This window comes from Pseudomonas sp. NPDC089569 (genome assembly GCF_050280625.1).
In the GTDB taxonomy this organism is placed as follows: Bacteria; Pseudomonadota; Gammaproteobacteria; order Pseudomonadales; family Pseudomonadaceae; genus Aquipseudomonas.
Genome location: NZ_JBNNVQ010000040.1, coordinates 1 through 26,046, shown reverse-complemented (window position 1 = coordinate 26,046; position 26,046 = coordinate 1). Strand labels below are relative to the sequence as shown.

Sequence of the window (26,046 nt, the reverse complement as noted above, 5' to 3'; positions counted from 1 at the left end):
GCCGAATCTTGACTCACACTAAATCAAGCGCTCTAGACTTTTTGTTACAGGTCACAAAAACGTGACCAGCCTAAAGCGTGCACGGGGTTCCCAACACTCAACGTTAGGCCAATTGTCCTTAAATCAACGACATTTGGCGACCCGGCGGACAAAAGGCTTCGCAGTCCAGATTGAAGCCTTCCCGACGATTGAGTCCCAGACGCTTGATGGTTTTGGCAAAGCGTTGCGCCAGGAGTTCGGCAAAGGGCCCTTCGCCTCGCATCCGCGCGCCGAAGCGGCTGTCGTAGAGCTCGCCGCCCCGACTCTGACGAATCAGGCTCAGCACATGGGCTGCCCGTTGCGGATAGTGGTCGGCCAGCCACTGTTCGAACAGCGGGGCCACTTCCAGCGGCAGGCGCAGCATCATGTAGGTCGCACTTTGCGCCCCAGCCGAATGGGCCTCGATCAGCAGGCTTTCCAGCTCGCTGTCATTGATCATCGGAATCATCGGTGAACAAAGCACGCCGACCGGGATCCCTGCATCGCGCATGACCCTGATCGCCCGCAACCTGGCCTTGGGCGCTGCGGCGCGCGGCTCGAGGATGCGTTTGAGTTCGTCGTCCAGCGTGGTCAGGCTGATCATGACCGCCACCAGCCGATGCTGGGCAAGTTCGGCCAGCAGGTCCAGATCGCGGAGTATCAGCGAACCCTTGGTGACGATGGTCACCGGATGCCGGTAGCGCAGCAGTACTTCAAGGGTTTGACGGGTGATTCGGTATTCGCGCTCGATCGGTTGGTAGGGGTCGGTATTGGAGCCAAGGTTGATGGGCGCGCATTGATAACCGCGTTTGGACAGTTGTTCTTCCAGCACATCCACGGCGTTGGTCTTGGCGATCAGCTTTGTCTCGAAATCCAATCCGGGCGACAGGTCCCAATAGGCGTGGCTGGGCCGTGCATAGCAGTAGATGCAGCCGTGCTCGCAGCCACGGTAAGGGTTGATCGAGCGATCGAAGGGCAGGTCCGGTGAATTGTTGCGGGTAATGATGGTTTTTGCCGTCTCGATGCGCACCTCGGTGCCCTGGGTCATCGGCGCTTCCTGATACCAGCCATCGTCCTCGGCCACCGAATGGCTGGGCGCGAAACGGTTGTGCGGGTTGGTCGCGGTGCCGCGGCCGCGTGGGGGCAATGGCGTGTGCATGAGGAGGATTCTTTTACTGTATGCGCATACAGTATCCGGGTGATCGATTCTTGGCCAGTGCCGTTCGGCACCTTCTGCATTCCTGCTATGAAAGGATCAATAACAGGCAACCATCAGACACATTTACAGGCTGGTTGATAGGGCGAGGCCGTGGTTATTATTTTTTTGCTTTAACAATAACCATCTATATTGATTAAAAGGATTTAGTTATGTCGATATTTAATCAGCGCGGCATCTTTCTGCAAAAACTTGGGCCAACTTCGGTCAATCCACATGAAGTTCGAGTGTCGATGCAATTTGCCCTGAAAGAGGAGGGGTGGGATGTCGAAAATTCGTTGCCTACGCAGACACTGCTTGATTCCAGCACAGTTACGGCAGTTTCCAGTGATGGTGGCCGGACCTTCCGTATTGGCAATGTAAATAACGATGTTAATGGTGATGGCAATATCAATGCCGGTGACAAGGCCGAACTTATAGCGTTGGCCAAAGCTTACGCCAATATTGAAACGCCTTAATCTGGCAAAGGCATGAACATTCAGCTGAGTCAATCAGGCAAGGTTGAATTACTCAGTCTTTTATATCGGCCTTGTCGGAATCTTCTTCTGTCTTACCGGTTCAAAAAAGCGTTATTCACATTTCTTTGACAGACGACTCACAGGCCTTTGACCGCTCAGGGTTCAATCTGGACGACAACATCCGGATTTACCCTGCACGGTCACCTGAGTATGTCTCTACTGCGTTTGATCCCTGCGATGTGCTTGTCGCTGGTCGCATGTCTCAACCCGATTCCGGTCTTCGCTGACGACTCCGGCTCGACTCGCCCCATGGAGTGGGCTCAGCCGGTCGAGGCGCAATACAAACTTTTCCAGATGTCGCCGACGCTTTACCGCAGTGCGCTACTCGACCGTGGGACAGTACCGACACTGGAAAAGCTCAAGGTCGCCACCGTGATCAGTTTTCTGCCGGAACCGGACTCTCGCTGGCTGAGCAAACCGGATATCGCCCAGATTCAATTGCCTTTTCGCACAAGTCATGTGGATGACGCCGATGTCCTCAAGGCACTGCGCGCCATTCAATCCGCCGAAGCCAGAGGTCCGGTACTGATGCACTGCAAGCATGGTTCTGACCGTACCGGCCTGATGGCGGCCATGTACCGTGTGGTGGTGCAGGGTTGGAGCAAGGAAGACGCCTTGAATGAAATGACCCAGGGCGGCTTTGGTGACAGCACCCGTTTCAAGGACGGCGTGCGTTACATGATGCGCGCGGATGTCGACAAGCTGCGTACAGCGTTGACCAATGGTGATTGCAGCACCAGCCCGTTCGCGGCGTGTTCGATGAAGAGCTGGTTCCAGTCGGCCAATCTCCCGTAAGTGAACCTTCCACTGCATTGCACAGTGGAAGGTTGGCCAGACTGATCAGTGCTGCTCGTCAGGTTTTTTCTTCAGCTTCGGGTTCGGAAAAAACTGCACGGCCTGAACCTTCGTATCCGGTGCTTTCACCACAGGTTTGTTGACCCGCGTGCCCAATTCCTTGGGCACCGACAGGCCTTGTTCATTCAGCGTATCGGAGTAACCACAGGCCACGCACTCGCGATGTGGCACGTTGTCTTCGCTCCACATCATCAACTTGTCCGGCTCGCTGCAAGCCGGGCAAACCGCGCCAGCGATAAAGCGTCGCTTGGTAATCACAGGACCCTCGCTCATGCTGCCGCGCCCTCGCTCAGGCCGCTGTGACGCAGGAGTGCATCGATCGACGGTTCGCGGCCGCGGAAGTCGACGAACAGTACCATCGGCTCCTGCGAGCCGCCGCGCGCCAGAATGGCTTCGCGGAAGGCACGACCGGTCTGGGCATTGAGCACGCCTTCTTCTTCGAATTTCGAGAAGGCATCGGCCGACAGCACTTCAGCCCACTTGTAGCTGTAGTAACCGGCCGCATAACCGCCGGCGAAGATGTGGGCGAAGCTGTTGGGGAAGCGGTTGTAGGCCGGCGGACGCATCACCGAAACCTCATCGCGTACCCCTTCCAGAACCTGCAGCACACTGCGACCGTCACCATGGGTGGCGTGCAGTTCGAAGTCGAACAACGAAAACTCCAGTTGGCGCACCATCATCAGGCCGGACTGGAAGTTCTTCGCCGCGAGCATTTTCTGCAGCAGGTCCTGAGGCAATGGCTCGCCGGTTTCATAGTGACCGGAAATCAGCGCCAGGCCCTCAGGTTCCCAGCACCAGTTCTCCATGAACTGGCTCGGCAGTTCGACCGCGTCCCAGGCCACGCCGTTGATGCCGGATACGCCGGCGTGTTCGACGCGGGTCAACAGGTGGTGCAGGCCATGACCGAATTCGTGGAACAGGGTGGTGACTTCATCGTGGGTCAGCAGTGCAGGCTTGCCGCTGTCGGCCGGCGTGAAGTTGCACACCAGGTTGGCCACCGGGCTTTGCAGTACGCCACCGGCGGTGCGGCGACGGTCGCGGGCGCCGTCCATCCAGGCGCCGCCACGTTTGTTGGCGCGGGCGTAAAGGTCGAAGAAGAAGCGACCGACGTGCTGGCCGTTTTCCTTGATTTCGAACAGGCGTACATCCGGGTGCCAGGTATCGAAACCTTTCTGCTCGGCGATCTCGATGCCGTACAGGCGTTGCACGATAGCAAACAGACCGCTCAGCACTTTATCGATCGGGAAGTAGGCGCGCAGGGCTTCCTGGGCAACGCTGTAGCGTTGCTCGCGGAGTTTTTCGCCATAGAACCCGCTGTCCCAGCTTTGCAGGTCCGGGCAACCTTGCTCGGCAGCGTAGGCCTTGAGCTGTTGCAGATCCTGGGCGGCGAACGGTTTGCTGCGCTTGGCCAGGTCGCGCAGGAAACTGAGCACCTGATCGCTGGATTCGGCCATTTTGGTCGCCAGGCTCAACTCCGAGAAGCTGGCGAAACCCAGGAGTTTTGCCAGTTCCTGACGCAGGTCGAGGATTTCTTCCATGACCGGACCATTATCGTTCTGGCCGGCATTCGGGCCCTGGTCCGAGGCGCGGGTGCAGTAGGCGGCGTAGACCTCCTCACGCAGGGCGCGGTCGTGGGCGTAGGTCATCACCGCGTAGTAGCTGGGGAACTCCAGGGTGATGAGCCAGCCTTCGAGGCTTTTGGCCTGGGCAGCGGCAGCCATTTGCGCCTTGGCCGAATCGGTCAGGCCGGCGAGGGCGGCTTCATCGGTGATGTGTTTGGTCCAGGCCTGGGTTGCATCGAGCAACTGGTTGGAAAAACGGCTACCCAGCTCGGACAGCTTGCTCTGCACTTCGGCGTAACGCTTCTGTTCGGCTTCCGGCAGGTCGATACCCGACAAACGGAAATCGCGCAGGGCGTGTTCCAGGATAGTTTTCTGCCCCACATCGAAGCTGGCGGCTTCCGGGCTGTTGGCCAGGGCTTCATAGGCCTGGAACAGTTCACGGTTCTGGCCCATCTCGGTGGAGTAGGCGCTCAGAGCCGGCAGGCAGGACTCGTAGGCTTCACGCAGCTCGGCGCTGTTGCAGACGGCATTCAGGTGGCTGACCGGGCTCCAGGCCGCACCCAGACGGTCGTTGAGTTCGTCCATCGCCAGCACCAGGCCGGCCCAGGTCGGTTGTTTGCCCTGGGTCTTGAGAATTTCGACAATGGCGGCGCGGTTGTCGGCCAGGATCTTTTCAATGGCCGGTTGCACATGTTCGGCACGGATCGCGGAGAACGGCGGCAGGTCGTAGGGCTGCAAAAGAGGGTTGTTCACGCTCACGGATGGCACCTTGGCTGGAGAAACATGCAGCCATCTTAATTACAATCGACGCTCACCGCAGCTATCACCGACAGAGAGAAACCCTATCGTGAACCTTCGCAAATACCAGAATCACACGCCCAAGCTCGGCAAGGGTGCCTTTGTCGACCGCTCGGCGGTGGTGATTGGCGACGTGGAAATCGGCGAAGACAGTTCGGTATGGCCGCTGACGGTCATCCGCGGTGACATGCACCGCATCCGCATCGGTGTGCGCACCAGCGTGCAGGATGGCTGTGTCTTGCACATCACTCATGCCGGACCCTTCAATCCCGACGGCTTTCCCTTGCTGATCGGCGATGATGTGACCATCGCGCACAAAGTCATGCTCCATGGCTGTACTGTCGGCAACCGGGTATTGATTGGCATGGGCAGCATCGTGATGGACGGCGCGGTGGTTGCCGACGATGTCATCATCGGCGCCGGCAGCCTGGTGCCGCCGGGTAAACATTTGGAAAGCGGTTTCCTGTATGTCGGTAGCCCGGTGAAGCAGATCCGGCCACTGACCGACAAGGAGCGGGCCTTTTTCACCTATAGCGCGACCAATTACGTGAAGCTCAAGGATCTGCACCTGGCCGAAGGCTACGACCGGACTCATCCCTGATAACGCGACTGCCCAGGAATTTTCATGCACTACCAAACCGTTCTATTCGACCTCGACGGCACCCTGACCGACCCGCGCGAAGGCATCACCCGTTCGATCCAGTTTGCCCTGGGCAAGCTCGGCATCGATGAACCCGACCTGAGCAAGCTCGAACACTTCATCGGTCCGCCGTTGTTGCAAGCATTCATGCAGTTCTACGGCTTTGACGAAGCGAAGGCCTGGGAGGCGGTCAATTTTTATCGCGAGCGCTTCAAGGTCACCGGCCTGTACGAAAACCGTGTATTCGATGGTGTCATGCCGCTGCTGGAAACCCTCGGCGGACAAGGTCGGCAGCTGTACATCGCGACGTCCAAGCCATGGGTCTTCGCCAGGGAAATCGCCCGTCATTTCGACTTCGCCAAACACTTCAAGGTGATCTATGGCAGCGAGCTGGACGGTACCCGCACCAACAAGGTCGAGCTAATTGCCCACTTGATGGCCGAAGAAAGCCTGGACCCGGCCAGCACGCTGATGATCGGCGACCGCAAACACGATCTGATCGGTGCGCGAAGCAATGGGTTGGATTCGGTGGCGGTGGGGTACGGATTTGGTAGCCGGGAAGAACTGAGTGCCGAAGCGCCGACCTATCACTTTGAAACGCTGGAAGAGATGCATCAGGCGTTTTTGCAGCGCCAGTGAAATTGCCTTCGCGGGCAAGCCTCGCTCCTACGGATACCACATACCCCGTAGGAGCGAGGCTTGCCCGCGAAGAGGCCCTGTCAGCCAGCGGATATTTTTGCCGATGCCAGCGTTTTCAATGCCGCCTTGCGCTCGTCAACCGGCATTCCCCCCAGCTTTTCCACCGCCCCATAAAACCTCACCCAATCCCCATCCGTTTGCTTGAACAACGCCGCAAACGCCGGCACCCATTGGTCGTACAAGCCAAATGGCAGCAATCGGGCATTGTTCATCGGTGCATTGATCCAGGCGTCGTAACGCGTGTCTCCCGCCCATTGGCTGTCGCGTAATTGCCGATACTCGCCCCGTAACCGCTCGAATTCCGCCGTTTTGCGCTGACGCATTTGTTCCGGCGGCAATGGCTGGGTGTACAGATGCTCGAGTCGAGAGCGGGTGTCCAGAATCAGCTGAGTGAATTGGTCCCGGCGCCGCGTCTGGTCGCCGTTGTCCGGCGGCAAAGCGCGCCAGGCACGCCACTGACGGGTACCTTCCTGCTCCACGAAGGTGGCAAACGACTCGTTGAACTCCGTGTCGTCCTTCACATAAAAGCGCTGATGCGCCAGCTCGTGGAAAATCAACGTGGCCAGGCGTTCATCGCCCCAGCCCATCATCGAATTCATGATCGGGTCGCTGAACCATCCCAGTGTCGAATAGGCCTCGACACCGCCGATCCAAACATCCATGCCCTTCTGGCGTTGCAGCGCGGCTTCGCCGCGAGCCGCCCCCTGGCTGTAGTAACCGCGATAGGCCACGCACCCGGCGACAGGGAAGCAATGATTTTGTGGCTTGAGGGAAAACTCAGGCGTGACGAATACGTTCCAGACGACATAAGGCCGGCCAATGTCGGCGTACAGCCGGTAACTCTGGTTGTCCGGCAGGTGCAGTTGTTGGCTGGCAAAAGTCCGGGCCTTTTGCGATTGAGCCAGGTGCATGCGCAGTTGCTGATCGCGTTGGGGGTCGGCAATCACGCTGGAAACCGGCTCCCGTGCCCGCAGCAGTTGCCACTGGCCACTGGCCAATTGGCTGTAGTAGCTGACGCTGGAGCAACCGTTGAGCAACAAAAGCAGTACACCCGGAAACAAAATGCGCAAAACGCGATCAAGTAACCCAAGGCTTGGACACGGCCTGATCAAAATAAAAAATTCCTGGAAAGTCTGCTCGCAAGACTATCCCGCCTGACTGGAGCTCCGCTATGCGCAAGTTGATGCTGACGGGAGGCCTGCTGATGCTGGCCGGTTGTGCCGGTTTCGGATTACCCCACCACGATCCAACGCAAGCCTGGATAGATCTGGAGTCGCATCAGGAGGACACGGCCTTGCAAGCATTGGAGGTGGACAACCAGGCTGCGTCCGACAAGCGCTATTTCCAGGTGCCACCGGGCAGTCATGAGCTGACGGTTCGCTACCAGTTTGCGGTTCAGCCAACCAATATCGGCCCCGACGCCGAACCGCTGTGGCGCGATTGTCAGATGAATGTGAAATTCAATGATTTCAGCGCTGGGGAGCGCTATGAATTGCAAGCGGGGAACATAGGGTTTCGGCCGTGGGTCAAGCTTTATGATCAACAACGAAAGGTGATTGGCCAGGGCAAGCCGGCTGGCTGTCAACGCAGCTGATCAGCGCTATTCTGAATGTACAGCCCATAGGACATTCATGATGCGCAGGTTGATGCTGTTACTGGCCGCAAGCGCGGTTGCCGGCTGTTCGACGCCGATGCCGGCGGCTGACCCCCACATGGCATGGGTCGACTTTTCCACGCCCTTTCCCAACGATAAATTGCTGATGGCCGAGCGTCTGGACAATCAGCGATTGCGTGAAGGGCGTTTTTTTCAGGTGACACCCGGTAGCCATGTTTTGACGGTTCGCTTCGATTTTGAAGTGCCCGGCGGAAGTTCGGACATGTTGGATGGTGGCACGGAGCGGCTGTGCTACATGATCATCAAGTACGATCACTTCGAAGCCGGCCAACGCTATGTGTTGCAGGCCCGCTCCATGGCGTTCACCCCTGAAGCGCGCCTATACAACGCAAAACGCGAAATCGTTGCCGAGGACAGCCAGATCAACTGTGTACCGTGACGCCGATCAGCGATCGTTTTTCTGGTAGATGATCTTTTTGGTGCCGCCTTCGCACGAGCCAACGACCATGTTCTTGTCGTGTACTTCTTCGTTGGTGACGATTTCCAGGGTGTAGGACGACACCCCGCGGGCCTGGATCTTGGCTTCGATTTCGGCCTTGAGTTCTTCGCAAGGTTTAGGTGCCGCCAGGGCCGATGTGGCCAGCGCGCAACCGATAACCATTAAGGCAAAACGTTTCATGGTGAGGCTCCCTTGAGGCAGCGCGCAGGACACTGCGTTTTCGCTGCTGTCATTTATTCGACCACAGATTTACCGGGCGAATCTGTTGTCACGTAAAAAAGATCGCGGTCTGCGGCGATTCCCTGACTTGAGCACAATGTAGCGTTTGCGCGGTTTCGCTCGCCAGCATTGTGTGGATTGACCCGTCTGCAACATTCATTTCATCCGATCATTTCACCTTTTCGGCAGGAATTTTCGTCCTGCTATTGAAACTCGGGTATATGCCCACATTGCATGAAACACGCTTTTGGATTCGGCAGGTTTTCGTTCGCAAGAACAAACCTGCGCCCTCAATTGGAGAAGCAGGTTCATGAAACGACTGTCCGATATCAAGTTCTCGACCCTCGATCTGGTGCCCGTGCGGGAAAACGGCAGCGCGGCCCAGTCGCTGCGAAACTCGCTGGACCTGGCGCAACATGTCGAGAAATTCGGCTACAACCGGTTCTGGGTCGCTGAACACCACAACATGGATGGCATTGCCAGCTCCGCGACCTCGGTTCTGCTGGGTTACTTGGCTGGTGGCACTTCGACCATCCGCGTCGGTTCGGGTGGGGTGATGTTGCCCAATCACGCACCGCTGGTGATTGCAGAACAGTTCGGCACGCTTGAAAGTCTCTATCCGGGTCGTATCGATCTTGGACTGGGTCGTGCACCGGGTTCCGATCAATTGACGGCCCGTGCGTTGCGTCGCGAACGCTCCGGCAGTGCCGACGACTTCCCGGAGGATGTGGCGGAATTGATGCGCTACCTCGGCCCGCGCACGCCGGAGCAACGGATCATCGCAATGCCGGGTACGGGTACGAATGTTCCGGTGTGGTTGCTGGGATCCAGCCTGTTCAGCGCGCAACTGGCAGGTGAGCGCGGCTTGCCCTACGCCTTTGCCTCGCACTTCGCACCGCGTTACATGCACGAGGCGATCCGCGTCTACCGCAATCACTTCAAACCGTCAGCAGTGCTGGATAAGCCCTACGTGATGCTCGGGGTGCCTCTGGTGGCCGCCGATACCGATGAGCAGGCTGACTATCTGGCGACTTCGGTGTTCCAGCGCATTCTCGCGCTGATGCGCGGTCAGAGCCTGGTGCAGCGGCCGCCGGTGAAATCCATGGATGGTTTGTGGTTGCCCCACGAAAGAGAAGCCGTGAGTGATTTCCTGGGGCTGGCGATGATTGGCAGCCCGCAGAAAATCCGCGCCAGGCTGGAAGTACTGATCGAGCAGACGCAGGCTGATGAGCTGATTTTTACCTGCGACATGTACGAACATTCTGATCGGCTGCATTCCTACGAGCTACTGGCGCAGGTCATGAAAGGCTGACGCTTAATCCCTGTAGGAGCGAGCAAGCTCGCGATGGTCGTTAACGATGACGCTGGATACCTGACACCCAGCGGCGCTCTTTCGTCCATCGCGAGCATGCTCGCTCCTACAGATGAATGTGATCTAGCGCTTGTAGACGATTTCCTTCGTGCCTTTTTCGCAAGTACCGACGACTTTTGCACCCGCCGCAGCGCCCTTATCGACAATTTCCAGCGAATAGCCGGAAACGCCCTTGGCATCGAGTTTTGCTGCGATCTCGGCTTTCAGCGCTTCGCAGGATTTGCCCTCGGCAAAGGCTGTACCCCCCAGGGTCAACAAGGCTAGCGTGCAAATTAACTTCTTCATTGATCGCATTCTCTGGTCGAAACAAAAAGGGGTACCCCGCCGTCGGCCGGACACACTCATGTAGCGCTTTGCCATGTCCCATGGCATTCAGCCAGCGTACAAGTAGAAAAGGGTAGACCAACGTCAGCTGCTGGCAATCCGGAACCCGACCTTGAGGGTCACCTGAAAATGCGCAGCCTTGCCATCCCTGATATGACCGCGGGTTTCGGTCACTTCGAACCATTCCATGTACTTCAGACTTTTACTGGCCTCGGCCAGTGCGTTGTTGATCGCGTCTTCAATACTGCTGGTGGACGAGCCAACCAGTTCGACTTTCTTGTAGGTGTGATGGTCAGACATGGCGTTCTCCTCGGGGTGTGAAATACAGCCTAGCAGTGATTTTCCGACTTACGCCTGTTGGTCGAGCCGACATGGAAATCACATTTACTGCACTTTCTCCAACCCCTGAAGTCCCAACCAACACATGCCACTGATCCACAATGCAGGAGAGCCACCATGGCCAACAGCTCATTACGCAAAGCCTCATTGCAAAGCATGGAAGCGGAGATCGAGAGTCTGCTCAAATCCCTGGAAAGCTTGAAGGACGACGCTTCGGACGAGTCGCGCAAGACCCTCAGGGTGCTCAAGGGCAACGCAGAGAACGCGCTGAGGCATTCGCGTCATTTGCTTGCCGATGCTTATGAAGAGGTCAAGGTCAAAACCCGGGAAACCGGGATCGCCACCCGAGACTACGCCCAGGAACACCCCTGGACCGCGGCCGGTGTCGCCGTGGGGGCATTGGGCCTGCTGGCGGCCTATCTGCTGTGCAAGCGCGACGACTAGAGCGTCTGACGCAGTTCGTTCTGCAGCCAGTGCGCCAGCTGCCGGGCGCGCCCGTCCGCGGCGCGCTTGGGCAGCCACAGTGCCAGTCGGGCCGGTGTTTCGCAAAAACCCCAGGGTGCCACCAGTCGGCCCGCCTTCAAGTCCTCGACCACCAGCGGCTGCGGGGCAATCGCCACGCCCAGCCCCGCGACGGCGGCTTCCAGCAAGTAATACAAATGCTCGAAACCCTGACCGTACTTCAACGCCTTGGCGTCGAGGCCATTTTGCTGTGCCCAACTGGGCCAGGCCTGTGGCCGTGAGGTGGTATGCAGCAGTGATTCATTCAGAAGTGCCGTGGCCGGCGCCGATCCGAGCCGTTCATAGCCTGCGAACCGTGGGCTCATGACCGGGCCGATCCGCTCGCTGGCAAGCTCGAATACTTGCATGTCTGCCGGCCAGGGCGGTTCGGCGAACACCAGCAAGGCATCCAGGCCGGGGCGGCGGGGGTCGAGGTCGCCTTCGCCGGCCGAGAGATGCAGGCGCAGGTCTGGCAAATCGGCATTCAGTCGTCCCAGGCGCGGAATAAACCAGCGCGCGAGCAGACTTCCCGAGCAGCCGAGCACAAAAGGCGCATCGGCAGTGCTCTGGGTGAGTTCGGCGCAAACCGAGCGCAAACGTTCGAAGGCTTCGGAGCTGGCATCGCGTAAACGCATGCCGGCATCTGTGAGTTTGAGGCCGCGACCTTCCTTGACGAACAGGCTCACGCCCAAGTGTTCTTCAAGCACTTTCAGTTGCCGGCTGACTGCGCCGTGGGTGACGTGCAGCTGCTCCGCAGCCTGACTCACGCTGTTGAGGCGGGCCGTCACTTCAAATGCGCGCAGGGCGTTCAGGGGAGGCAGGTCGTGGCTCATGGGATCTGTGAGTTTTTCTGACAGGTTGCGGCGATCTTATCGGTTTTCAGGTCGGTACGGCAGAGGTAGAGTGAAGCCCATCGTCACTTCACGTATTCAACTGGAGCGCCCCATGACCCAGACTAATCTGCGCAACGGCCCTGATGCCAACGGCCTGTTTGGCGCGTTCGGCGGCCGTTACGTCGCTGAAACCCTGATGCCCCTGATTCTCGATCTGGCCCGTGAATATGAAGCGGCCAAGGAAGATCCGGCATTCAAGGAAGAGCTGGCCTACTTTCAGCGCGACTACGTCGGTCGTCCCAGCCCGCTGTATTTCGCTGAGCGTCTGACCGAGTTCTGCGGCGGCGCCAAGATCTATCTCAAGCGTGAAGAGCTGAACCACACCGGTGCGCACAAGATCAACAACTGCATCGGCCAGATCCTGCTGGCGCGACGCATGGGCAAGAAACGCATCATTGCCGAGACCGGCGCCGGCATGCACGGCGTGGCGACCGCCACCGTGGCCGCGCGTTTCGGCCTGGATTGCGTGATCTACATGGGCACCACCGACATCGAGCGTCAGCAGGCCAACGTATTCCGCATGAAATTGCTGGGCGCCGAAGTCATCCCGGTCGTGGCCGGCACCGGCACCCTGAAGGATGCGATGAACGAAGCCCTGCGTGACTGGGTGACCAACGTCGACAGCACCTTCTACCTGATCGGCACCGTGGCCGGTCCGCACCCTTACCCTGCGATGGTCCGTGATTTCCAGGCTGTCATCGGCAAGGAAACCCGTGATCAGTTGCAAGCCCAGGAAGGCCGTCTGCCGGACAGCCTGGTGGCGTGCATTGGCGGTGGCTCCAACGCCATGGGCCTGTTCCACCCGTTCCTCGATGACAAGAGCGTCGAAATCATCGGCGTCGAAGCCGCCGGCTACGGCATCGAGACCGGCAAGCACGCCGCCAGCCTGAACGGCGGTGTGCCGGGTGTACTGCACGGCAACCGTACCTTCCTGTTGCAGGACGACGATGGCCAGATCATCGATGCGCACTCGATCTCCGCGGGCCTCGATTATCCGGGCATCGGTCCGGAGCATGCCTGGTTGCACGACATTGGTCGCGTCCAGTACACCTCGGTGACGGACGACGAAGCGCTGGCGGCATTCCACCAATGCTGCCGCCTGGAAGGGATCATTCCTGCGCTGGAAAGCGCCCATGCCCTGGCTGAGGTGTTCAAACGCGCACCGAACCTGCCTAAGGATCACTTGATGGTGGTCAACCTGTCCGGTCGTGGCGACAAGGACATGCAGACCGTGATGCACCATATGGAACAATCGACGCAGGAGAAACACTGATGAGCCGCCTGCAAACGCGCTTTGCCGAACTCAAGCAACAGAACCGTGCCGCGTTGGTGACCTTTGTCACCGCCGGCGACCCGGGCTACGACACCTCCCTGGCGATCCTCAAGGGCCTGCCGGCGGCGGGTGCCGATGTCATCGAGCTGGGCATGCCCTTCACTGACCCAATGGCCGACGGTCCGGCCATTCAGCTCGCCAACATCCGCGCCCTGGCGGCCAAGCAGAACCTGGCGAAAACCCTGCAAATGGTTCGCGAGTTCCGCAAGGACAACAACGAAACCCCGCTGGTGCTGATGGGCTACTTCAACCCGATTCACCGTTACGGCGTACCGCAATTCATTGCCGACGCGAAAGCGGCGGGCGTCGATGGCCTGATCGTGGTCGACATACCACCCGAACATAACGGTGAACTGTGTGACCCGGCCCAGGCCGCGGGCATCGATTTCATCCGTCTGACCACCCCGACCACTGACGATGTGCGCCTGCCAACGGTGCTCAACGGCAGCTCCGGATTTGTGTACTACGTGTCGGTGGCCGGTGTGACCGGTGCTGGCGCGGCTACCCTGGAGCACGTCGAAGAGGCGGTCGCTCGTCTGCGCCGTCACACCGATCTGCCGATCAGCATCGGCTTCGGTATCCGCACGCCGGAACAAGCGGCAAACATCGCGCGCCTGGCCGATGGCGTGGTGGTGGGCTCGGCACTGATCGACCACATCGCCAATGCAGCAACGCCGGAGCAAGCCGTGGATGGCGTACTGAGCCTGTGCTCGGCGCTGGCCGATGGCGTGCGTAAGGCTCGCGTCAGCTGAAGGTAAAGTTCCTGATACAGAGGAATTAGAGCCTCCCGATACAGACTAACCAGCAAGACCGAGGGCTTCAGGACTGCGTTCTGAAGCCCTTTTTGCTGCGTGTGTTGTGAGGAAGAACCTTGATGAAAATGCCGAAACGTCTGATTGCCAGCCTGGGTGTCTTGATGCTCAGTGCGACCCCGCTGCTGCACGCCAGCGCCGATGAGCGCGACGATCATGACCATGGCGGCCCGCAGCACGGCTATTACGACAACCATGGTGACGATCACCGTGGGCCAGAAAGCTATCATCGCGGCGGCCCACCGCCACGGGACTTTGGCCCTGTCCGTCAGACCATCCACGACAACCACGTTTATTTCGTGCGCGGTGCGCCACCGCCACCAGGTATCTATGTAGTGCGCGGCCGGCCGCTGCCCCACGGCTACTACGGCGAACGCCTGGATCGTCGTGCCCTGGAGCGATTGCCGTATTACCCCGGTTACGAGTGGCGCCGGGCAGGTAGCGATATCGTGCTGATCGCGGCGGGGAGCGGGATCGTTTATGAAGTGTTGGAAGGGGTGCTTTATTGAAAATAGCAGTGCGTGACTTGGCGGTCATAATGCGTGAAAAAGTCGGCAACGTCTTCCAACACAACTCGATAGTGGCGTTCTTGATTTAAGTCGCTACACTGCGTCGGCCGTTCACTCTTCTATTGAGGCTTGCGCATGAAATTTCGTTTTCTGCTGTGGATGCTGGGTTTGTTGATGGGCAAGGCCAGTCGGACCAACCCGGCGTTCCAGCAGCAGTTGGGTGACAAGGAATTAGTGTTTCAACTGCAAACCCTGGACGGGAAAGTCGCGCGGCATTTCCGTGTGAAGGGGCAGCGCATCACCAGCAAGGCCGGGTTTTATGCCGAGCCTGCGTTTGCCATTGCCTTCAAGGATGCCGCGTATGGCTTTGCCACGATGCAGGCGAAGAACAAGCAACTGGCGTTCATGACGGGGATTCAGGACAAGTCGATTCAGATCAAGGGCAACCCGGCGCTGGTGATCTGGTTCCAGGGCTTGACCAAGTATCTGAAGCCGAAAAAAGCCAAGCCCAAGGCTTGAGGCGGTCAAGTCGGACCGAGTTGAATTCTTCGCGGGCAAGCCTCGCTCCTACAGGATAGAGGTGATACCCGTAGGAGCGAGGCTTGCCCGCGAAGCTTTTCAGCCTTGGCTGAATTGTGAAGCCAGTTCGCGCAGCAGCACTTCGGCTTCGAGAACTTTGCTGACCACGTCGTTGGCTTTTTCGCGGGACAGGCCCAGGCGTTCCAGCAAGGCATCGGGGATGTCCTCGTCCGGCCCGGAGCCAATGCCACGGCTGCGCAACAGGCGCACCGACAGGCACACCAGGTTCGGGTATTCGGCGAAAGCGCCGTCGTAGAACGGGTCGTGCTGGAAGCGCAGCGCGGTGGCCAGCTCCTCGGGCATGTCCCAATAGCGCATCAGCCACGCGCCAATCTGTTCCCGGCTGATGCCCAGCAGGTGCTGCTCGATGTAGCTGTGGCACAGATGCGGGTTGACCTCCAGGTGGCGGCAGATCAGCGAGAAGTGTGGCGGAAACACGTGGGCCAGCAGCAGGTAACCAAAGTTGTGCAGCAGGCCGGCCAGGTAGGTCAGGCCGGCTTCGGGGCGCTGGGTGCGCGGCATCGCGCGGGTCAGGCCCTCGATGACGGCGGCGGTGTAGATCGATTGCTGCCAGTACGGCGTGCTGTGTTGCGGGTGGTCCTTGGGCAGGCTCAGGGTTTTGCCCAGGGCCAGGCCCAGCGCCAGGTTGATCACCAGATCGAAGCCCAGCACGCGCACGATGGCGTCTTCTACCGAGCGAATCTTGCCCGGCGAAGCGTAGTACGGCGACCCCGCCCAGCTCACTACCTGGGCGGCCAGCGCCGGATCGGTTTCGACCACGCCGGTAATGTCATCAATGGTGGCGTTGGGGTCGACCCGCAGTTTGATGATTTTCTGCGCGGTTTCGGCCAGCGGCGGAATTTCGATGGTCGCTTCCAGGCGCTGCTGGATGCGTCGCGCGGTGAAGGCTCGAACGGCCTGGGTGATTTCCTCACGGTCGTCATCGGGACGGTCGAGGTTCGGCCGGATGCTGCTCAAGGGCTCGCCGAAGTTGGCGGCGCTGGCCTTGTTGAGCATGCCCTTGAAGGCTTCAGCGGTAATTTCCAGCAGTACGCCAGGCTCACCCGAGTTGACCAGTACGCTTGGCTCGCGCAGCAGGCTTTCGTCATACAGGCACGGCGAACTGGTGAGGGCCGGCAGGCCCGGCAGCAGGCCCAGGTTGTGCTTGCCGAGCATTTTCTCAAGGCGTTCGGTGGGTACCGCGGTCAGGCGACGGCCCGTGAGTTCGGTGAGGCGGTTGAGGTCGAGCAACTGGCTCTGCGGAAACAGCACCATCAGGGCGCCGACGGCGTCATCAAGCAGTACTGCCTGAACCTTGCGCGCCGGGTTCAGGCCGTGGTGATCGAGGACTTCCTCGTAGGCAATGCCAAGTTTGCCCAGCAGCAGCCGTATAACCGACGGAGCGTGCGGGGTGTCGGGTGCGAGGGCAACTTCGGTCATGGTCTGTATCCGTTCTAAAACAATTGCAGGAGTATAACCAGCTTGCTCAGCCCCAGGGTCCGGAAACTGAGACGGTGCTCACACTTGGCCGTATTGCTGCCCATGACGCAGCCAGCGATCGAGCAAAGGGCTGACATGATCCGGCCAGCGCTCGAGTAATGCCTGGGCGGCGTCGCGCACGGCGGGTAGCAGGTCGGCATCGCGCATCAGGTCGGCGACCTTGAATTGAAGCAGACCTGTCTGCCGTGTGCCGAGCATTTCGCCCGGGCCGCGCAGCTCGAGGTCTTTTTCGGCGATGACGAACCCATCGTTGGTTTCGCGCATGATGCCCAGGCGCTGACGACCGATCTGCGACAGCGGCGGATGATAGAGCAGCACGCAATGACTGACGGCACTGCCCCGACCAACGCGACCGCGCAACTGGTGCAGTTGCGCCAGGCCCAGGCGTTCGGGGTTTTCGATGATCATCAGGCTGGCGTTGGGCACGTCCACACCGACTTCGATCACGGTCGTGGCCACCAGCAGTTGCAGGTTGCCGGCCTTGAACTCGGCCATTACCGCGGCTTTTTCCGCGGGTTTCATGCGGCCATGAATCAGTCCGACCTTCAATTCGCCAAGGGCCGCGGTCAGGTCCTCATGGGTCGTTTCGGCGGCCTGGCAGGTCAGCTCTTCCGATTCCTCGATCAGCGTGCACACCCAGTAAGCCTGGCGCCCTTCGGCACAGGCGCTGCGCACACGTTCAATGACTTCGACGCGCCGGGTATCGGTGATCAGCACGGTGTTGACCGGGGTCCGACCGGGCGGTAACTCATCAAGGATCGAGGTGTCGAGATCGGCATAAGCGCTCATCGCCAGCGTGCGCGGGATCGGCGTGGCGGTCATGATCAACTGGTGTGGACACATCCGTCCGCCGACGCCCTTTTGCCGCAAGGCCAGTCGCTGCTGCACGCCGAAGCGGTGTTGTTCATCGATGATCACCAGTGCCAGGTTCTTGAACTGCACTTCGTCCTGAAACAGCGCGTGGGTGCCAACCACCATGGGGGCGCCATTGGCGATCTGCTCCAGCGCGGCCGCTCGGCTTTTGCCCTTGAGCTTGCCGGCCAGCCAGGCGACTTCGATGCCCAGCGGTTCGAGCCAGCGCTTGAAGGTGATGAAGTGTTGCTCGGCGAGAATTTCGGTAGGCGCCATCAGCGCGACCTGATAGCCGGCCTCCAGTGCCTGTAGCGCGGCGAGGGCGGCGACCACGGTCTTGCCCGCACCGACATCGCCCTGAATCAGCCGCAGCATGGGTTCGTGCTGACTCATGTCGTAGGCGATTTCGTTGCCGACCCGTTGCTGGGCACCCGTGGGATTGAATCCGAGGTTGGCCAGGTAGCGGGCCGGCAGGCGTGTGGCTTTGGGCATGGCGGGCGCGCGCAGTGAGCGCATGCTTTCACGCAGGCGTTGCTGGGACAGTTGATGGGTCAACAGCTCTTCGAAGGCCAGGCGGTGCTGGGCCCAATGATGGCCGAGGGCGAGTTCGTCGACATCGGCATCGGCAGGCGGGTTGTGCAGATAGCGGATCGCATCGGCCAGTGGCGCCAGTTGGTAGTCTCGTGCCAGCTCGTTCGGCAACCAGTCGGGCAGGCTGCTGGGGTCGAGCAGGCCCAGGGTCTGCATGCACAACTGGCGCAGGCGTTGTTGCGTCAGGCCTTCGGTGAGCGGGTACACCGGAGTCAGGGTTTCATCCACGGGCGGTGGTTCGTCGCCGGTAATGGCGCGATATTCCGGGTGGTAGATCTCCAGTCCCGACGCGCCGGGCCGTGCTTCGCCGTAGCAGCGTATTCGCGTGCCGCGCTTGAGGCCTTCTTTCTGGGCATTGCTGAAATGGTAGAAGCGCAGGCTCAAGCCGCCGGTGCCGTCCTGCAGGCGCACCACCAGGCTGCGGCGGCGGCCCATGACCACGTCGGCACCGCTGACGGTGCCTTCGATCACGGCATCCTGACCTGGGCGCAGTGCGCCGATCGGGACCACACGAGTGCGGTCCTGGTAGCGCAGCGGCAAGTGAAACAGCACGTCCTGGAGGTTTTCCAGGCCGACTTTGGCCAGTTTCTCGGCCATGGCTTCGCCGACACCCTTGAGTGCCGTCACCGACACTTGCGACAACTCACTCATGACGCGTGCTTAGCCCGCCACCACCGGCGCGGACGGCTTGGCCACCGAGCACAGGCGAATGGAGTCGGCGAGGATTTCAATCGCCTTGGGCCGCGGAAAACTCGCGCGCCAGGCGATGGCCACGGTGCGGTACGGCGTAGGTGCCGACAAGGGCCGAACCTCTATCACGCCGGGGGCGTAGTGATGGCTGTCGACTGCCGACAGCGGCAGGATCGAAACGCCGAGGCCGGAGGCCACCATGTGACGGATCGTTTCAAGCGAACTGGACTCCACCGTGGTGTGCTTGGCGCCGTCGCTGTTCTTGGTCAGTGTCGGGCAGGCTTCCAGTACCTGGTCACGGAAGCAGTGACCTTCGCCGAGCAGCAACAGGCTCTTGTCGTTGAGCAGGTTCGCATCGATGGACTCCTTTTGCGTCCAGGGGTGCTGGGCCGGCATCAGGACATAGAACGGCTCGTCGTAGAGCTGCAGGGTCAGTACGTCGGCTTCGTTGAACGGCAGGGCGATGATGATCGCGTCGAGTTCACCATTGCGCAGTTTGTCGCGCAGGACGTGAGTGAAGTTTTCTTCGATGTACAACGGCATCTGCGGGGCGACCCGGTGCAGTTGTGGAATCAGGTGGGGAAACAGATAGGGGCCGACGGTGTAGATGGCGCCAACCTTCAGGGGCGCGGTCAGCTGGTTCTTGCCGGCCTGGGCCAACTCGCGAATGCCTTGGGCCTGCTCAAGGACCTTTTGTGCCTGGGCCACGATGCCTTCGCCCACCGGCGTCAGGCGCACGGCACTCTTGCTGCGCTCGAAAATCAGTACACCGAGTTCGTCTTCAAGCTTTTTCACGCCCACCGACAGGGTTGGCTGGCTGACGTGGCAACGCTCGGCCGCGTGGCCGAAATGTTGCTCTTGGGCGAGGGTAACGATGTAGCGTAATTCTGTAAGAGTCATAGCAAGCGTCCATGAAGTTGCGAGCCAAGCATACCGGCTGCAATTGATAGACGCACGTTATCAGAAGGTTTATGTGTAGGAGCGAGCATGCTCGCGATGAACGCCAGAACACCGCGGGGCGTCAGGCGTGCCCCGTTATCGTTGACGTTTTACGCGAGCATGCTCGCTCCTACAGGAGGATGAGGCGTGGCTTAACGCCGGCCCTTTTCCAGCGAGTAAACAAACGGTGCAACAATCTCGATCGAGCCGTTGCTCAGCATGTCAGCCGGTGGCTTGGGCAGCGGTTGCGCCCGGCGGATCATGTCGAGCGTGGCGCGGTCCAGATCAGCAGTACCGGAAGCACCCACCAGTTCATACGACAACACGTTGCCTTCGGCATCCACGACAAACTTCAGGCGGTTCATGCCTTGCTTGCCCCGCGCCTGGGCGCTGGCCGGGTACTTCTTGTACTTGGCCAGGTGCGCGAGCAGGGTGCCTTGCCAGCTGGCCTTGGCTGCCACTTGCGCAGGTGAAGGGCCCGGCGCAGGCTGGGCGGACTTCTCCGTCGGTGCCTGAGTGGGTTGCGCTTCGCTCGGTTTTGCCTCGGACGGTTTTTCCTTTGGCGGTTCGGGCTTTTTCTCCACGGGCTTGGGTGGCTGAGGCTTCGGTTTCGGCTTGACCGGTTTGGGTACCGCAATCTCGGCCTTCGGTGCCTCGGCAAGCTTCGGAATCGGCAACTCTTCAACGGGAGCTGGCGGCTGTGGAGTGACGACTTTCGGCGGTGCGGGCGGTGGCGGGGCTGGAACCGGGGCCAACTCGACCATCATTGCCTGGGGAGGCAATTCGATGGGCGGATGGGCGGTCCAGTTCATGGCCAGCGCAATCGCCAGCGCGTGAACACCCAGCACCACGGCCAGGCTACCGCTGTAACGCGTCAGTTTATGGCGCGTCGTGATCATTTCTTGGCTGCCGTCTCAAGCCCGACCAGGCCGACCTTCAAGTAACCGGCCGAGCGCAGTTTGTCCATCACGCTCATCAGGTCGCCGTAGTCCACGCCCTTGTCGGCCTGGAAGAAGATCGTCGTGTCCTTCTTGCCTTGAGTCCGTGCATCAAGCGTGGCGCCGAGCGCTTCAGCCTTCACTTCGTCATCGCCAAGGTAGAGGCGTTGATCGGCCTTGACGCTGAGGAACACCGGTTTTTCCGGGCGCGGCGCCGGCTTGGCGGTGGAGGCAGGCAGGTCGACCTTGATGTCCACGGTGGCCAGCGGGGCCGCCACCATGAAGATGATCAGCAGCACCAACATCACATCGATGAACGGCGTTACGTTGATTTCGTGGTTTTCGGACAGATCGTCGTCTGCCCCTTCCTTCAAATGCAGGCCCATGGCCGATTACCCCACTTTCACCATGTGCGGTTGCGAGCTGCGCTCAGGCTGGTGATCGAGGTCGCGGCTGACCAGCAGCAGGACTTGCGCCGAAGCATCGGAAACCTGTGCCTTGTAACCGGCGATGGAGCGAGCGAACACGTTGTAGATCACCACCGCAGGAATCGCCGCGACCAGACCCAGCGCAGTCGCCAGCAGGGCTTCGGCGATACCGGGGGCCACAACGGCGAGGTTGGTGGTTTGGGTCTTGGCGATACCGATGAAGCTGTTCATGATGCCCCAGACGGTGCCGAACAGACCGACGAAGGGTGCGGTGGAGCCGATGGTGGCGAGTACGCCGGTGCCGCTGCTCATGGAGCGGCCGCAAGCAGCAACCAGACGCTCCAGACGGAAGCTGACGCGCTCCTTGATACCTTCTTTTTCGCGAGCGCTGGCCGACAGGTGCATTTCTTCCAGGGCGTCGTGCACCAGAAGATTGGCAAGGGTGCCGGGTTTGGCTGCCGAAACGCTGGCTTCCTTGAGTGTGGCGGCTTTCTTCAGGCTGGCGATCTCGTTGCGCAAGCGACGCTTGGCGCCCATCAGCTCGAGGCCTTTGGCGATCCAGATGGTCCAGGTGATGATCGACGCGATGGCCAGGCCGATCATCACGGCTTTAACGATGATGTCGGCGTTCTGGAACATGCCCCATGGCGACAGGTCGTGGGCCATGCCCAGGGTGTTGTCGGCCTCCAGGACTTCAGGCACGTCTTCGCCGAGTGCTTGTTGAGCGGGTGCCGCCTGGGTTGCGTCTGTCGCGGCAGGTGCAGCGGAGTGATCGGCGGGGGCCGGTGCGGTGGCGGCCGCAGTGGCAGGTGCCTGTGCGTCGGCAAACACTGCGGTTGGCGGCAGCATCAGGCTCAATAGCAGGGCAGCTACCGCGCTCCAGGCGCGAGGTCGTTTGGTTGGCGTAGCGGAGGGTTGGTTAGGTGTCATGCTGGGCCGGACCTGAAGGAAAGAGACGTGAGTGTTCTTTCAGGCCTCGTAAGGCCGAGAACAAAGTGGCGTGCATTATTGCAAGTAATTCTTGTTAGCAAAAGTAATAGAGTATCTTTTTTTCTTGTATTACTAGCCGCTCGTCCATTGCCGGCGCTAGTCTGTCCGTTTCCAGGGAGAATTTTCTGATGTCCGTGCCTTCTGTTTTGATTGCCGGTTGTGGCGATGTCGGCAGTCGTCTGGCTAAACAACTGCTGGCTTCGGGGTGGGAGGTTCATGGTCTGCGACGTGATGTCTCGCGCCTGCCCGAGGGGGTCATTGGCGTTGCCGGCGACCTTTTCAATAAAGACTGTCCGGAAACCTGGCCGATCGGCGCGGTGGATTACCTGGTGTATTGCGCGGCAGCCACCGAGCACGATGAGGCCGGTTATCGCGCTGCCTATGTCCAGGGCTTGAAGCATGTGCTGGAGTGGTTGGGCGATTATGGGCAGGTGCCCAATCGCCTGTTGTTCGTGTCCAGCAGCAGTGTCTACGGCCAGCAGGCAGGCGAGTGGATCGATGAGACGTCGCCAGCCGTGGCGGCGGGCTATTCGGGGCAGGTGATGCTCGAGGCCGAGCAGGTTGCGCTTGATAGCGGTATCCCGGCCAGCATTGTGCGGTTGACCGGCATCTACGGCCCGGGGCGTGAATGGCTGCTGACACAGGTGCGTCGTGGTTATCGCGTGGCCGTCGACCCGCCGTTGTATGCCAACCGCATACATGCCGACGACGCCGCAGGCCTGATGGCGTGCCTGCTTGAGGCGGATCAGCGTGGCGTGGCGTTGGAGGATATCTACATTGGCGTCGATGATGCGCCGGCGGCTTTGGCGGATGTGGTGGGCTGGTTGCGTGAGTATCTGGGTGTGACCGAGTGGGCCGAAGACGCCAGCGTGCGTCGCACGGGCAGCAAGCGATGCAGCAATGCGCGGGCAAAAGCGCTGGGCTGGACGCCAAAGTATCCAAGCTATCGAGAAGGCTACGCAGCGATTCTCGAAGGGCACAGCTGATTTTCAAACACCGCATGCAACTGTGGGAGCGAGCCTGCTCGCGATAGCGGCCTGACAGTCAACAAAGTTGTTGAATGTTATGACGCCATCGCGAGCAGGCTCGCTCCCACATTGTTCAGGTGCTGCTTACTGTTTTTCCAGCAACCACTTGCGATCACCTGCTACATACTGCGGCTGTTCGTCCGCCAGTGCAGTGTTCACGCTCTGGAAAATCTCCAGCTCTTTGCCCTTGCGAGCAAAGATCCAGGCATTTCCCTGGCCGTTCTGTTGCAGCCACATGCTGTCGTTGCCGCTGCTCATCGAAGCGCAGTCGCCGGCCAGGCACAACGCATAACGGTCGGTGCCGGGCAGACCGGTCACTTGGCCGTCGGCCTGGAACTGCACGGTATTGCCTTCGCCGGGGCCGTTGATGACCTTCCAGCTTCCGCCCATATAGGCTGCATACAGCGCGCGCTCGAAGCTGGCGCCGATCGGTGCGCCATCTGGCACTGGAATCAGTGCCCGGTCGAAGACCTGTGCCGGTTCGTTTTCGGTCGCGGCCTGGCTCAATTGTTTGCCGTTACGCTTCAGCTCACTGCCGGAGCCGCCATAAAAGTCGATTTTCCAGGCGCCGGACGCTTCGCCCAGCAACTTGCCTTCGACGTTCTCGAATCCATTGGTGAAACGGGCCTGACCGGCCTTGGTGTTGACGTCCCATTCCAGGTTCGGGCCATAGGACTGGAGGGCTTCACGCAGGGGGCCGCCCCTGGACGCGGCATCGATCGCCGCCTGATTGATCCAGGTGCCGCTGATATCACGGTCGGCAGGGTTGCTGGCACAACCGCCCAGGAAAAGGGCGAGCAGCGAGAGAGCAAGCGCTTTGCGCATGGTGGAATCCTTTCAAGCTTTACTTTGCAGCAGAGCAGTCGGCGCGGTCAGAGACCGCGCCGTACGCATTACTCGATGACCAGAATGGCATCCATTTCAACCTGCGAACCCTTTGGCAGGGCTGCGACACCGATAGCGGCGCGGGCTGGGTAAGGCTGCTCGAAGTATTTGCCCATGATCTCGTTGACCTTGGCGAAGTGGCTCAGGTCGGTGAGGAAGATGTTCAGTTTGACGATGTCCTTGAACGAACCACCAGCAGCTTCGGCCACGGCTTTGAGGTTCTCGAAAACCTGGACGGTCTGGGCTTCGAAGCCTTCGACCAATTCCATGGTTTTTGGGTCCAGAGGAATTTGACCCGACATGTAAACGGTGTTGCCAGCCTTGATCGCCTGGGAGTAAGTACCGATGGCGGCCGGGGCCTTGTCGCTGGTGATTACAGTCTTTGTCATGAATGACTCCTTGATGGCTGGGCTATATGGGCGAGCTATAGGGGGAGGGCTACGCGCGCATGCGGGTGATGCGGATCACCCCGGTCAGTGCGCGCAGTTTCTTGATCACGCGGGCCAGGTGTACACGGTCATGTACGCTGACCACCAGTTGGACCACGCTGATGCGACCATCGCGTTCGTCCATGCTGATCTTCTCGATGTTGCCGTCGGCTGCGTTGACGCTGCTGGCGAGCAGGGCAATCAGGCCGCGCTGGTGTTCCAGCTCGACGCGCAATTCGACATTGAATTCGCCCGTGACATCCTTGGCCCATGAGAGTTGGATGCATTTTTCCGGGTTGTGGCGGATTTCGCTGATGTTGCGGCAGTTGTCCAGGTGCACCACCATGCCTTTGCCGGCAGACAGGTGGCCGACAATCGGGTCGCCCGGAATCGGCGTGCAGCATTTTGCGTAACTGAGCACCAGGCCTTCGGTACCGCGAATCGCCAGCGGACCCTCCGGACTCGGCAGTTGTTCGCCTTCGCCCAGCAGTCGGCGGGCCACCACATAGGCCATGCGATTGCCCAGGCCGATGTCTTCGAGCAGGTCTTCGATCAGTTCGAGGCGGTATTCGGTGAGCATCGCCTTGATGCGTTCGGCCGGAATTTTTTCCAGGGCGCTGTCGAAACCGTTCAGGACTTTGTTCAGCAGGCGTTCGCCCAGGCTGATGGACTCGGAGCGGCGTTGCAGTTTCAGTGCGTGACGGATGTGCGTGCGTGCCTTGCCGGTGACCACGAAATTGAGCCAGGCCGGGTTCGGGCGAGCGCCCGGAGCACTGACGATTTCAACCGTGGAGCCGCTTTGCAACGGTTCGGACAACGGTGCAAGGCGACGATTGATCCGGCAGGCAATACAGCTGTTGCCCACGTCGGTATGCACCGCGTAGGCGAAATCGACCGCCGTGGAGCCCTTGGGCAGCTCCATGATCCGGCCTTTTGGCGTGAACACGTAGACCTCGTCCGGGAACAGGTCGATCTTCACGCTTTCAATGAATTCCAGCGAGTTGCCGGCACGCTGTTGCATCTCCAGCACGCCCTTGACCCATTGGCGGGCACGGGCGTGGGTGCCTTTTGGCTGCTCGTCGCCGCTGGATTTGTAGAGCCAGTGGGCAGCGATGCCGTTGTTGGCCATCTCTTCCATTTCGCGCGTGCGAATCTGGATTTCGATCGGAACACCGTGCATGCCGAACAGCGTGGTATGCAAAGACTGATAGCCGTTGGCCTTGGGGATCGCGATGTAGTCCTTGAAGCGACCCGGCAGCGGTTTGTACAGGTTGTGTACGGCACCCAGCACGCGATAGCAGGTGTCGACCTTGTCGACGATGATCCGGAACGCATAGACGTCCATGATCTCGTTGAAGGCCCGGCGCTTGCCGCGCATTTTCTGGCCGTCGAGCCATTCCAGGCACAGTGCGGTAGTGGGGTGAGTGCCGGTGCCGAATGCCAGGCCGGGGTCGAGCAGCAGGTTCACTGCGCCAG

30 protein-coding genes are annotated in these 26,046 nt (G+C 60.0%); 13 read left to right on the top strand and 17 right to left on the bottom strand.

Annotated elements, in window-relative coordinates; genetic code table 11:
* Window positions 1-118: 118 nt before the first annotated feature.
* Entirely contained in the window at window positions 119-1,177 is a 1,059-nt protein-coding gene (locus ACQKP2_RS17185) for a PA0069 family radical SAM protein (RefSeq protein WP_427578088.1), read from the bottom strand.
* Between the two features lie 209 nt (window positions 1,178-1,386).
* Between ACQKP2_RS17185 and ACQKP2_RS17180 the strand changes: the two genes are divergently transcribed.
* Window positions 1,387-1,692: a hypothetical protein gene (locus ACQKP2_RS17180; protein ID WP_427578086.1), complete on the top strand. Its 306-nt coding sequence runs from the start codon at window positions 1,387-1,389 to the stop codon at window positions 1,690-1,692.
* Between the two features lie 210 nt (window positions 1,693-1,902).
* On the top strand, window positions 1,903-2,547 hold the full coding sequence (locus tag ACQKP2_RS17175; RefSeq protein ID WP_427578084.1) for a tyrosine-protein phosphatase: 645 nt from the start codon (window positions 1,903-1,905) through the stop codon (window positions 2,545-2,547).
* Window positions 2,548-2,592: 45 nt separating this feature from the next.
* Here ACQKP2_RS17175 and ACQKP2_RS17170 read toward each other — a convergent pair whose 3' ends face one another.
* Complete coding sequence (locus tag ACQKP2_RS17170) at window positions 2,593-2,880, bottom strand: YheV family putative zinc ribbon protein (RefSeq protein ID WP_427578083.1); 288 nt, start codon at window positions 2,878-2,880, stop codon at window positions 2,593-2,595.
* On the bottom strand, window positions 2,877-4,928 hold the full coding sequence (gene prlC, locus ACQKP2_RS17165) for an oligopeptidase A (RefSeq protein ID WP_427578081.1): 2,052 nt from the start codon (window positions 4,926-4,928) through the stop codon (window positions 2,877-2,879). Before prlC ends, ACQKP2_RS17170 begins: the two co-directional genes overlap by 4 nt.
* Before the next feature lie 88 nt (window positions 4,929-5,016).
* Here prlC and ACQKP2_RS17160 point away from each other — a divergent pair, with 88 nt between their 5' ends.
* Window positions 5,017-5,568, top strand: coding sequence for a gamma carbonic anhydrase family protein (locus tag ACQKP2_RS17160; RefSeq protein WP_427578080.1), 552 nt, complete (start codon window positions 5,017-5,019; stop codon window positions 5,566-5,568).
* A gap of 24 nt (window positions 5,569-5,592) precedes the next feature.
* Window positions 5,593-6,246, top strand: coding sequence for an HAD family hydrolase (locus ACQKP2_RS17155; RefSeq protein WP_427578079.1), 654 nt, complete (start codon window positions 5,593-5,595; stop codon window positions 6,244-6,246).
* An 80-nt stretch (window positions 6,247-6,326) separates the two neighbouring features.
* On the opposite strand, the gene ACQKP2_RS17150 is transcribed toward ACQKP2_RS17155, so the two are convergent.
* Entirely contained in the window at window positions 6,327-7,418 is a 1,092-nt protein-coding gene (locus ACQKP2_RS17150; RefSeq protein WP_427578078.1) for an aminopeptidase, read from the bottom strand.
* A 59-nt stretch (window positions 7,419-7,477) separates the two neighbouring features.
* Between ACQKP2_RS17150 and ACQKP2_RS17145 the strand changes: the two genes are divergently transcribed.
* Both ACQKP2_RS17145 and ACQKP2_RS17140 read left to right on the top strand, forming a co-directional pair.
* Complete coding sequence (locus ACQKP2_RS17145) at window positions 7,478-7,900, top strand: hypothetical protein (protein ID WP_427578077.1); 423 nt, start codon at window positions 7,478-7,480, stop codon at window positions 7,898-7,900.
* 40 nt (window positions 7,901-7,940) lie between these two features.
* Entirely contained in the window at window positions 7,941-8,360 is a 420-nt protein-coding gene (locus ACQKP2_RS17140) for a hypothetical protein (RefSeq protein ID WP_427578075.1), read from the top strand.
* 6 nt (window positions 8,361-8,366) lie between these two features.
* On the opposite strand, the gene ACQKP2_RS17135 is transcribed toward ACQKP2_RS17140, so the two are convergent.
* A complete protein-coding gene (locus ACQKP2_RS17135) occupies window positions 8,367-8,600 on the bottom strand; it encodes a DUF1161 domain-containing protein (protein ID WP_427578073.1) in 234 nt (77 codons plus the stop codon).
* 349 nt (window positions 8,601-8,949) lie between these two features.
* Between ACQKP2_RS17135 and ACQKP2_RS17130 the strand changes: the two genes are divergently transcribed.
* Entirely contained in the window at window positions 8,950-9,951 is a 1,002-nt protein-coding gene (locus ACQKP2_RS17130; protein WP_427578072.1) for an LLM class flavin-dependent oxidoreductase, read from the top strand.
* A gap of 123 nt (window positions 9,952-10,074) precedes the next feature.
* On the opposite strand, the gene ACQKP2_RS17125 is transcribed toward ACQKP2_RS17130, so the two are convergent.
* Complete coding sequence (locus ACQKP2_RS17125) at window positions 10,075-10,296, bottom strand: DUF1161 domain-containing protein (RefSeq protein WP_427578071.1); 222 nt, start codon at window positions 10,294-10,296, stop codon at window positions 10,075-10,077.
* A 123-nt stretch (window positions 10,297-10,419) separates the two neighbouring features.
* Window positions 10,420-10,635: a dodecin gene (locus tag ACQKP2_RS17120; protein ID WP_008018480.1), complete on the bottom strand. Its 216-nt coding sequence runs from the start codon at window positions 10,633-10,635 to the stop codon at window positions 10,420-10,422.
* Between the two features lie 156 nt (window positions 10,636-10,791).
* On the opposite strand from ACQKP2_RS17120, the gene ACQKP2_RS17115 reads away from it, so the two are divergent.
* On the top strand, window positions 10,792-11,118 hold the full coding sequence (locus ACQKP2_RS17115; RefSeq protein WP_427578070.1) for a DUF883 family protein: 327 nt from the start codon (window positions 10,792-10,794) through the stop codon (window positions 11,116-11,118).
* Here the strand turns inward: ACQKP2_RS17115 and ACQKP2_RS17110 are convergent.
* On the bottom strand, window positions 11,115-12,008 hold the full coding sequence (locus tag ACQKP2_RS17110) for a LysR family transcriptional regulator (RefSeq protein ID WP_427578068.1): 894 nt from the start codon (window positions 12,006-12,008) through the stop codon (window positions 11,115-11,117). The two genes, ACQKP2_RS17115 and ACQKP2_RS17110, sit on opposite strands and share 4 nt — an antisense overlap.
* A 112-nt stretch (window positions 12,009-12,120) precedes the next feature.
* Between ACQKP2_RS17110 and trpB the strand changes: the two genes are divergently transcribed.
* The 4 genes from trpB (at window position 12,121) to ACQKP2_RS17090 (ending at window position 15,241) form a co-directional block, all read left to right on the top strand.
* Window positions 12,121-13,341, top strand: a complete 1,221-nt coding sequence (gene trpB / locus ACQKP2_RS17105) for a tryptophan synthase subunit beta (RefSeq protein WP_427578066.1) — start codon at window positions 12,121-12,123, stop codon at window positions 13,339-13,341.
* Window positions 13,341-14,153, top strand: a complete 813-nt coding sequence (trpA, locus tag ACQKP2_RS17100; protein ID WP_427578065.1) for a tryptophan synthase subunit alpha — start codon at window positions 13,341-13,343, stop codon at window positions 14,151-14,153. Before trpB ends, trpA begins: the two co-directional genes overlap by 1 nt.
* Before the next feature lie 122 nt (window positions 14,154-14,275).
* Complete coding sequence (locus tag ACQKP2_RS17095) at window positions 14,276-14,722, top strand: anti-virulence regulator CigR family protein (RefSeq protein ID WP_427578063.1); 447 nt, start codon at window positions 14,276-14,278, stop codon at window positions 14,720-14,722.
* A 135-nt stretch (window positions 14,723-14,857) separates the two neighbouring features.
* Window positions 14,858-15,241 (top strand): helicase, encoded by a 384-nt coding sequence (locus ACQKP2_RS17090; RefSeq protein WP_427578061.1) that lies wholly within the window; start codon window positions 14,858-14,860, stop codon window positions 15,239-15,241.
* Between the two features lie 99 nt (window positions 15,242-15,340).
* Here the strand turns inward: ACQKP2_RS17090 and ACQKP2_RS17085 are convergent, their stop codons facing one another.
* From ACQKP2_RS17085 to exbB, 6 genes are all read right to left on the bottom strand, one after another.
* The gene (locus tag ACQKP2_RS17085; RefSeq protein ID WP_427578060.1) at window positions 15,341-16,741 is read right to left on the bottom strand and encodes an aminoacyl-tRNA deacylase and HDOD domain-containing protein; all 1,401 of its coding nucleotides are present in this window, start codon (window positions 16,739-16,741) and stop codon (window positions 15,341-15,343) included.
* A 78-nt stretch (window positions 16,742-16,819) separates the two neighbouring features.
* On the bottom strand, window positions 16,820-18,895 hold the full coding sequence (recG, locus tag ACQKP2_RS17080; protein WP_427578059.1) for an ATP-dependent DNA helicase RecG: 2,076 nt from the start codon (window positions 18,893-18,895) through the stop codon (window positions 16,820-16,822).
* Window positions 18,896-18,904: 9 nt separating this feature from the next.
* Window positions 18,905-19,834, bottom strand: coding sequence for a LysR substrate-binding domain-containing protein (locus ACQKP2_RS17075; protein ID WP_427578057.1), 930 nt, complete (start codon window positions 19,832-19,834; stop codon window positions 18,905-18,907).
* 191 nt (window positions 19,835-20,025) lie between these two features.
* On the bottom strand, window positions 20,026-20,772 hold the full coding sequence (locus ACQKP2_RS17070) for a TonB family protein (RefSeq protein WP_427578055.1): 747 nt from the start codon (window positions 20,770-20,772) through the stop codon (window positions 20,026-20,028).
* The gene (gene exbD / locus ACQKP2_RS17065; protein WP_427578053.1) at window positions 20,769-21,197 is read right to left on the bottom strand and encodes a TonB system transport protein ExbD; all 429 of its coding nucleotides are present in this window, start codon (window positions 21,195-21,197) and stop codon (window positions 20,769-20,771) included. Before exbD ends, ACQKP2_RS17070 begins: the two co-directional genes overlap by 4 nt.
* 6 nt (window positions 21,198-21,203) lie before the next feature.
* Complete coding sequence (gene exbB / locus ACQKP2_RS17060) at window positions 21,204-22,169, bottom strand: tonB-system energizer ExbB (RefSeq protein ID WP_427578052.1); 966 nt, start codon at window positions 22,167-22,169, stop codon at window positions 21,204-21,206.
* A 188-nt stretch (window positions 22,170-22,357) separates the two neighbouring features.
* Between exbB and ACQKP2_RS17055 the strand changes: the two genes are divergently transcribed.
* Window positions 22,358-23,215, top strand: a complete 858-nt coding sequence (locus ACQKP2_RS17055) for an SDR family oxidoreductase (protein ID WP_427578050.1) — start codon at window positions 22,358-22,360, stop codon at window positions 23,213-23,215.
* A gap of 126 nt (window positions 23,216-23,341) precedes the next feature.
* On the opposite strand, the gene ACQKP2_RS17050 is transcribed toward ACQKP2_RS17055, so the two are convergent.
* The 3 genes from ACQKP2_RS17050 to ACQKP2_RS17040 form a co-directional block, all read right to left on the bottom strand.
* On the bottom strand, window positions 23,342-24,082 hold the full coding sequence (locus ACQKP2_RS17050; RefSeq protein ID WP_427578048.1) for a hypothetical protein: 741 nt from the start codon (window positions 24,080-24,082) through the stop codon (window positions 23,342-23,344).
* Window positions 24,083-24,150: 68 nt separating this feature from the next.
* On the bottom strand, window positions 24,151-24,531 hold the full coding sequence (locus ACQKP2_RS17045; protein ID WP_110965535.1) for a RidA family protein: 381 nt from the start codon (window positions 24,529-24,531) through the stop codon (window positions 24,151-24,153).
* 49 nt (window positions 24,532-24,580) lie between these two features.
* Window positions 24,581-26,046: TGS domain-containing protein (locus ACQKP2_RS17040; RefSeq protein WP_427578046.1), on the bottom strand; the 1,466-nt coding region annotated here is incomplete at its 5' end.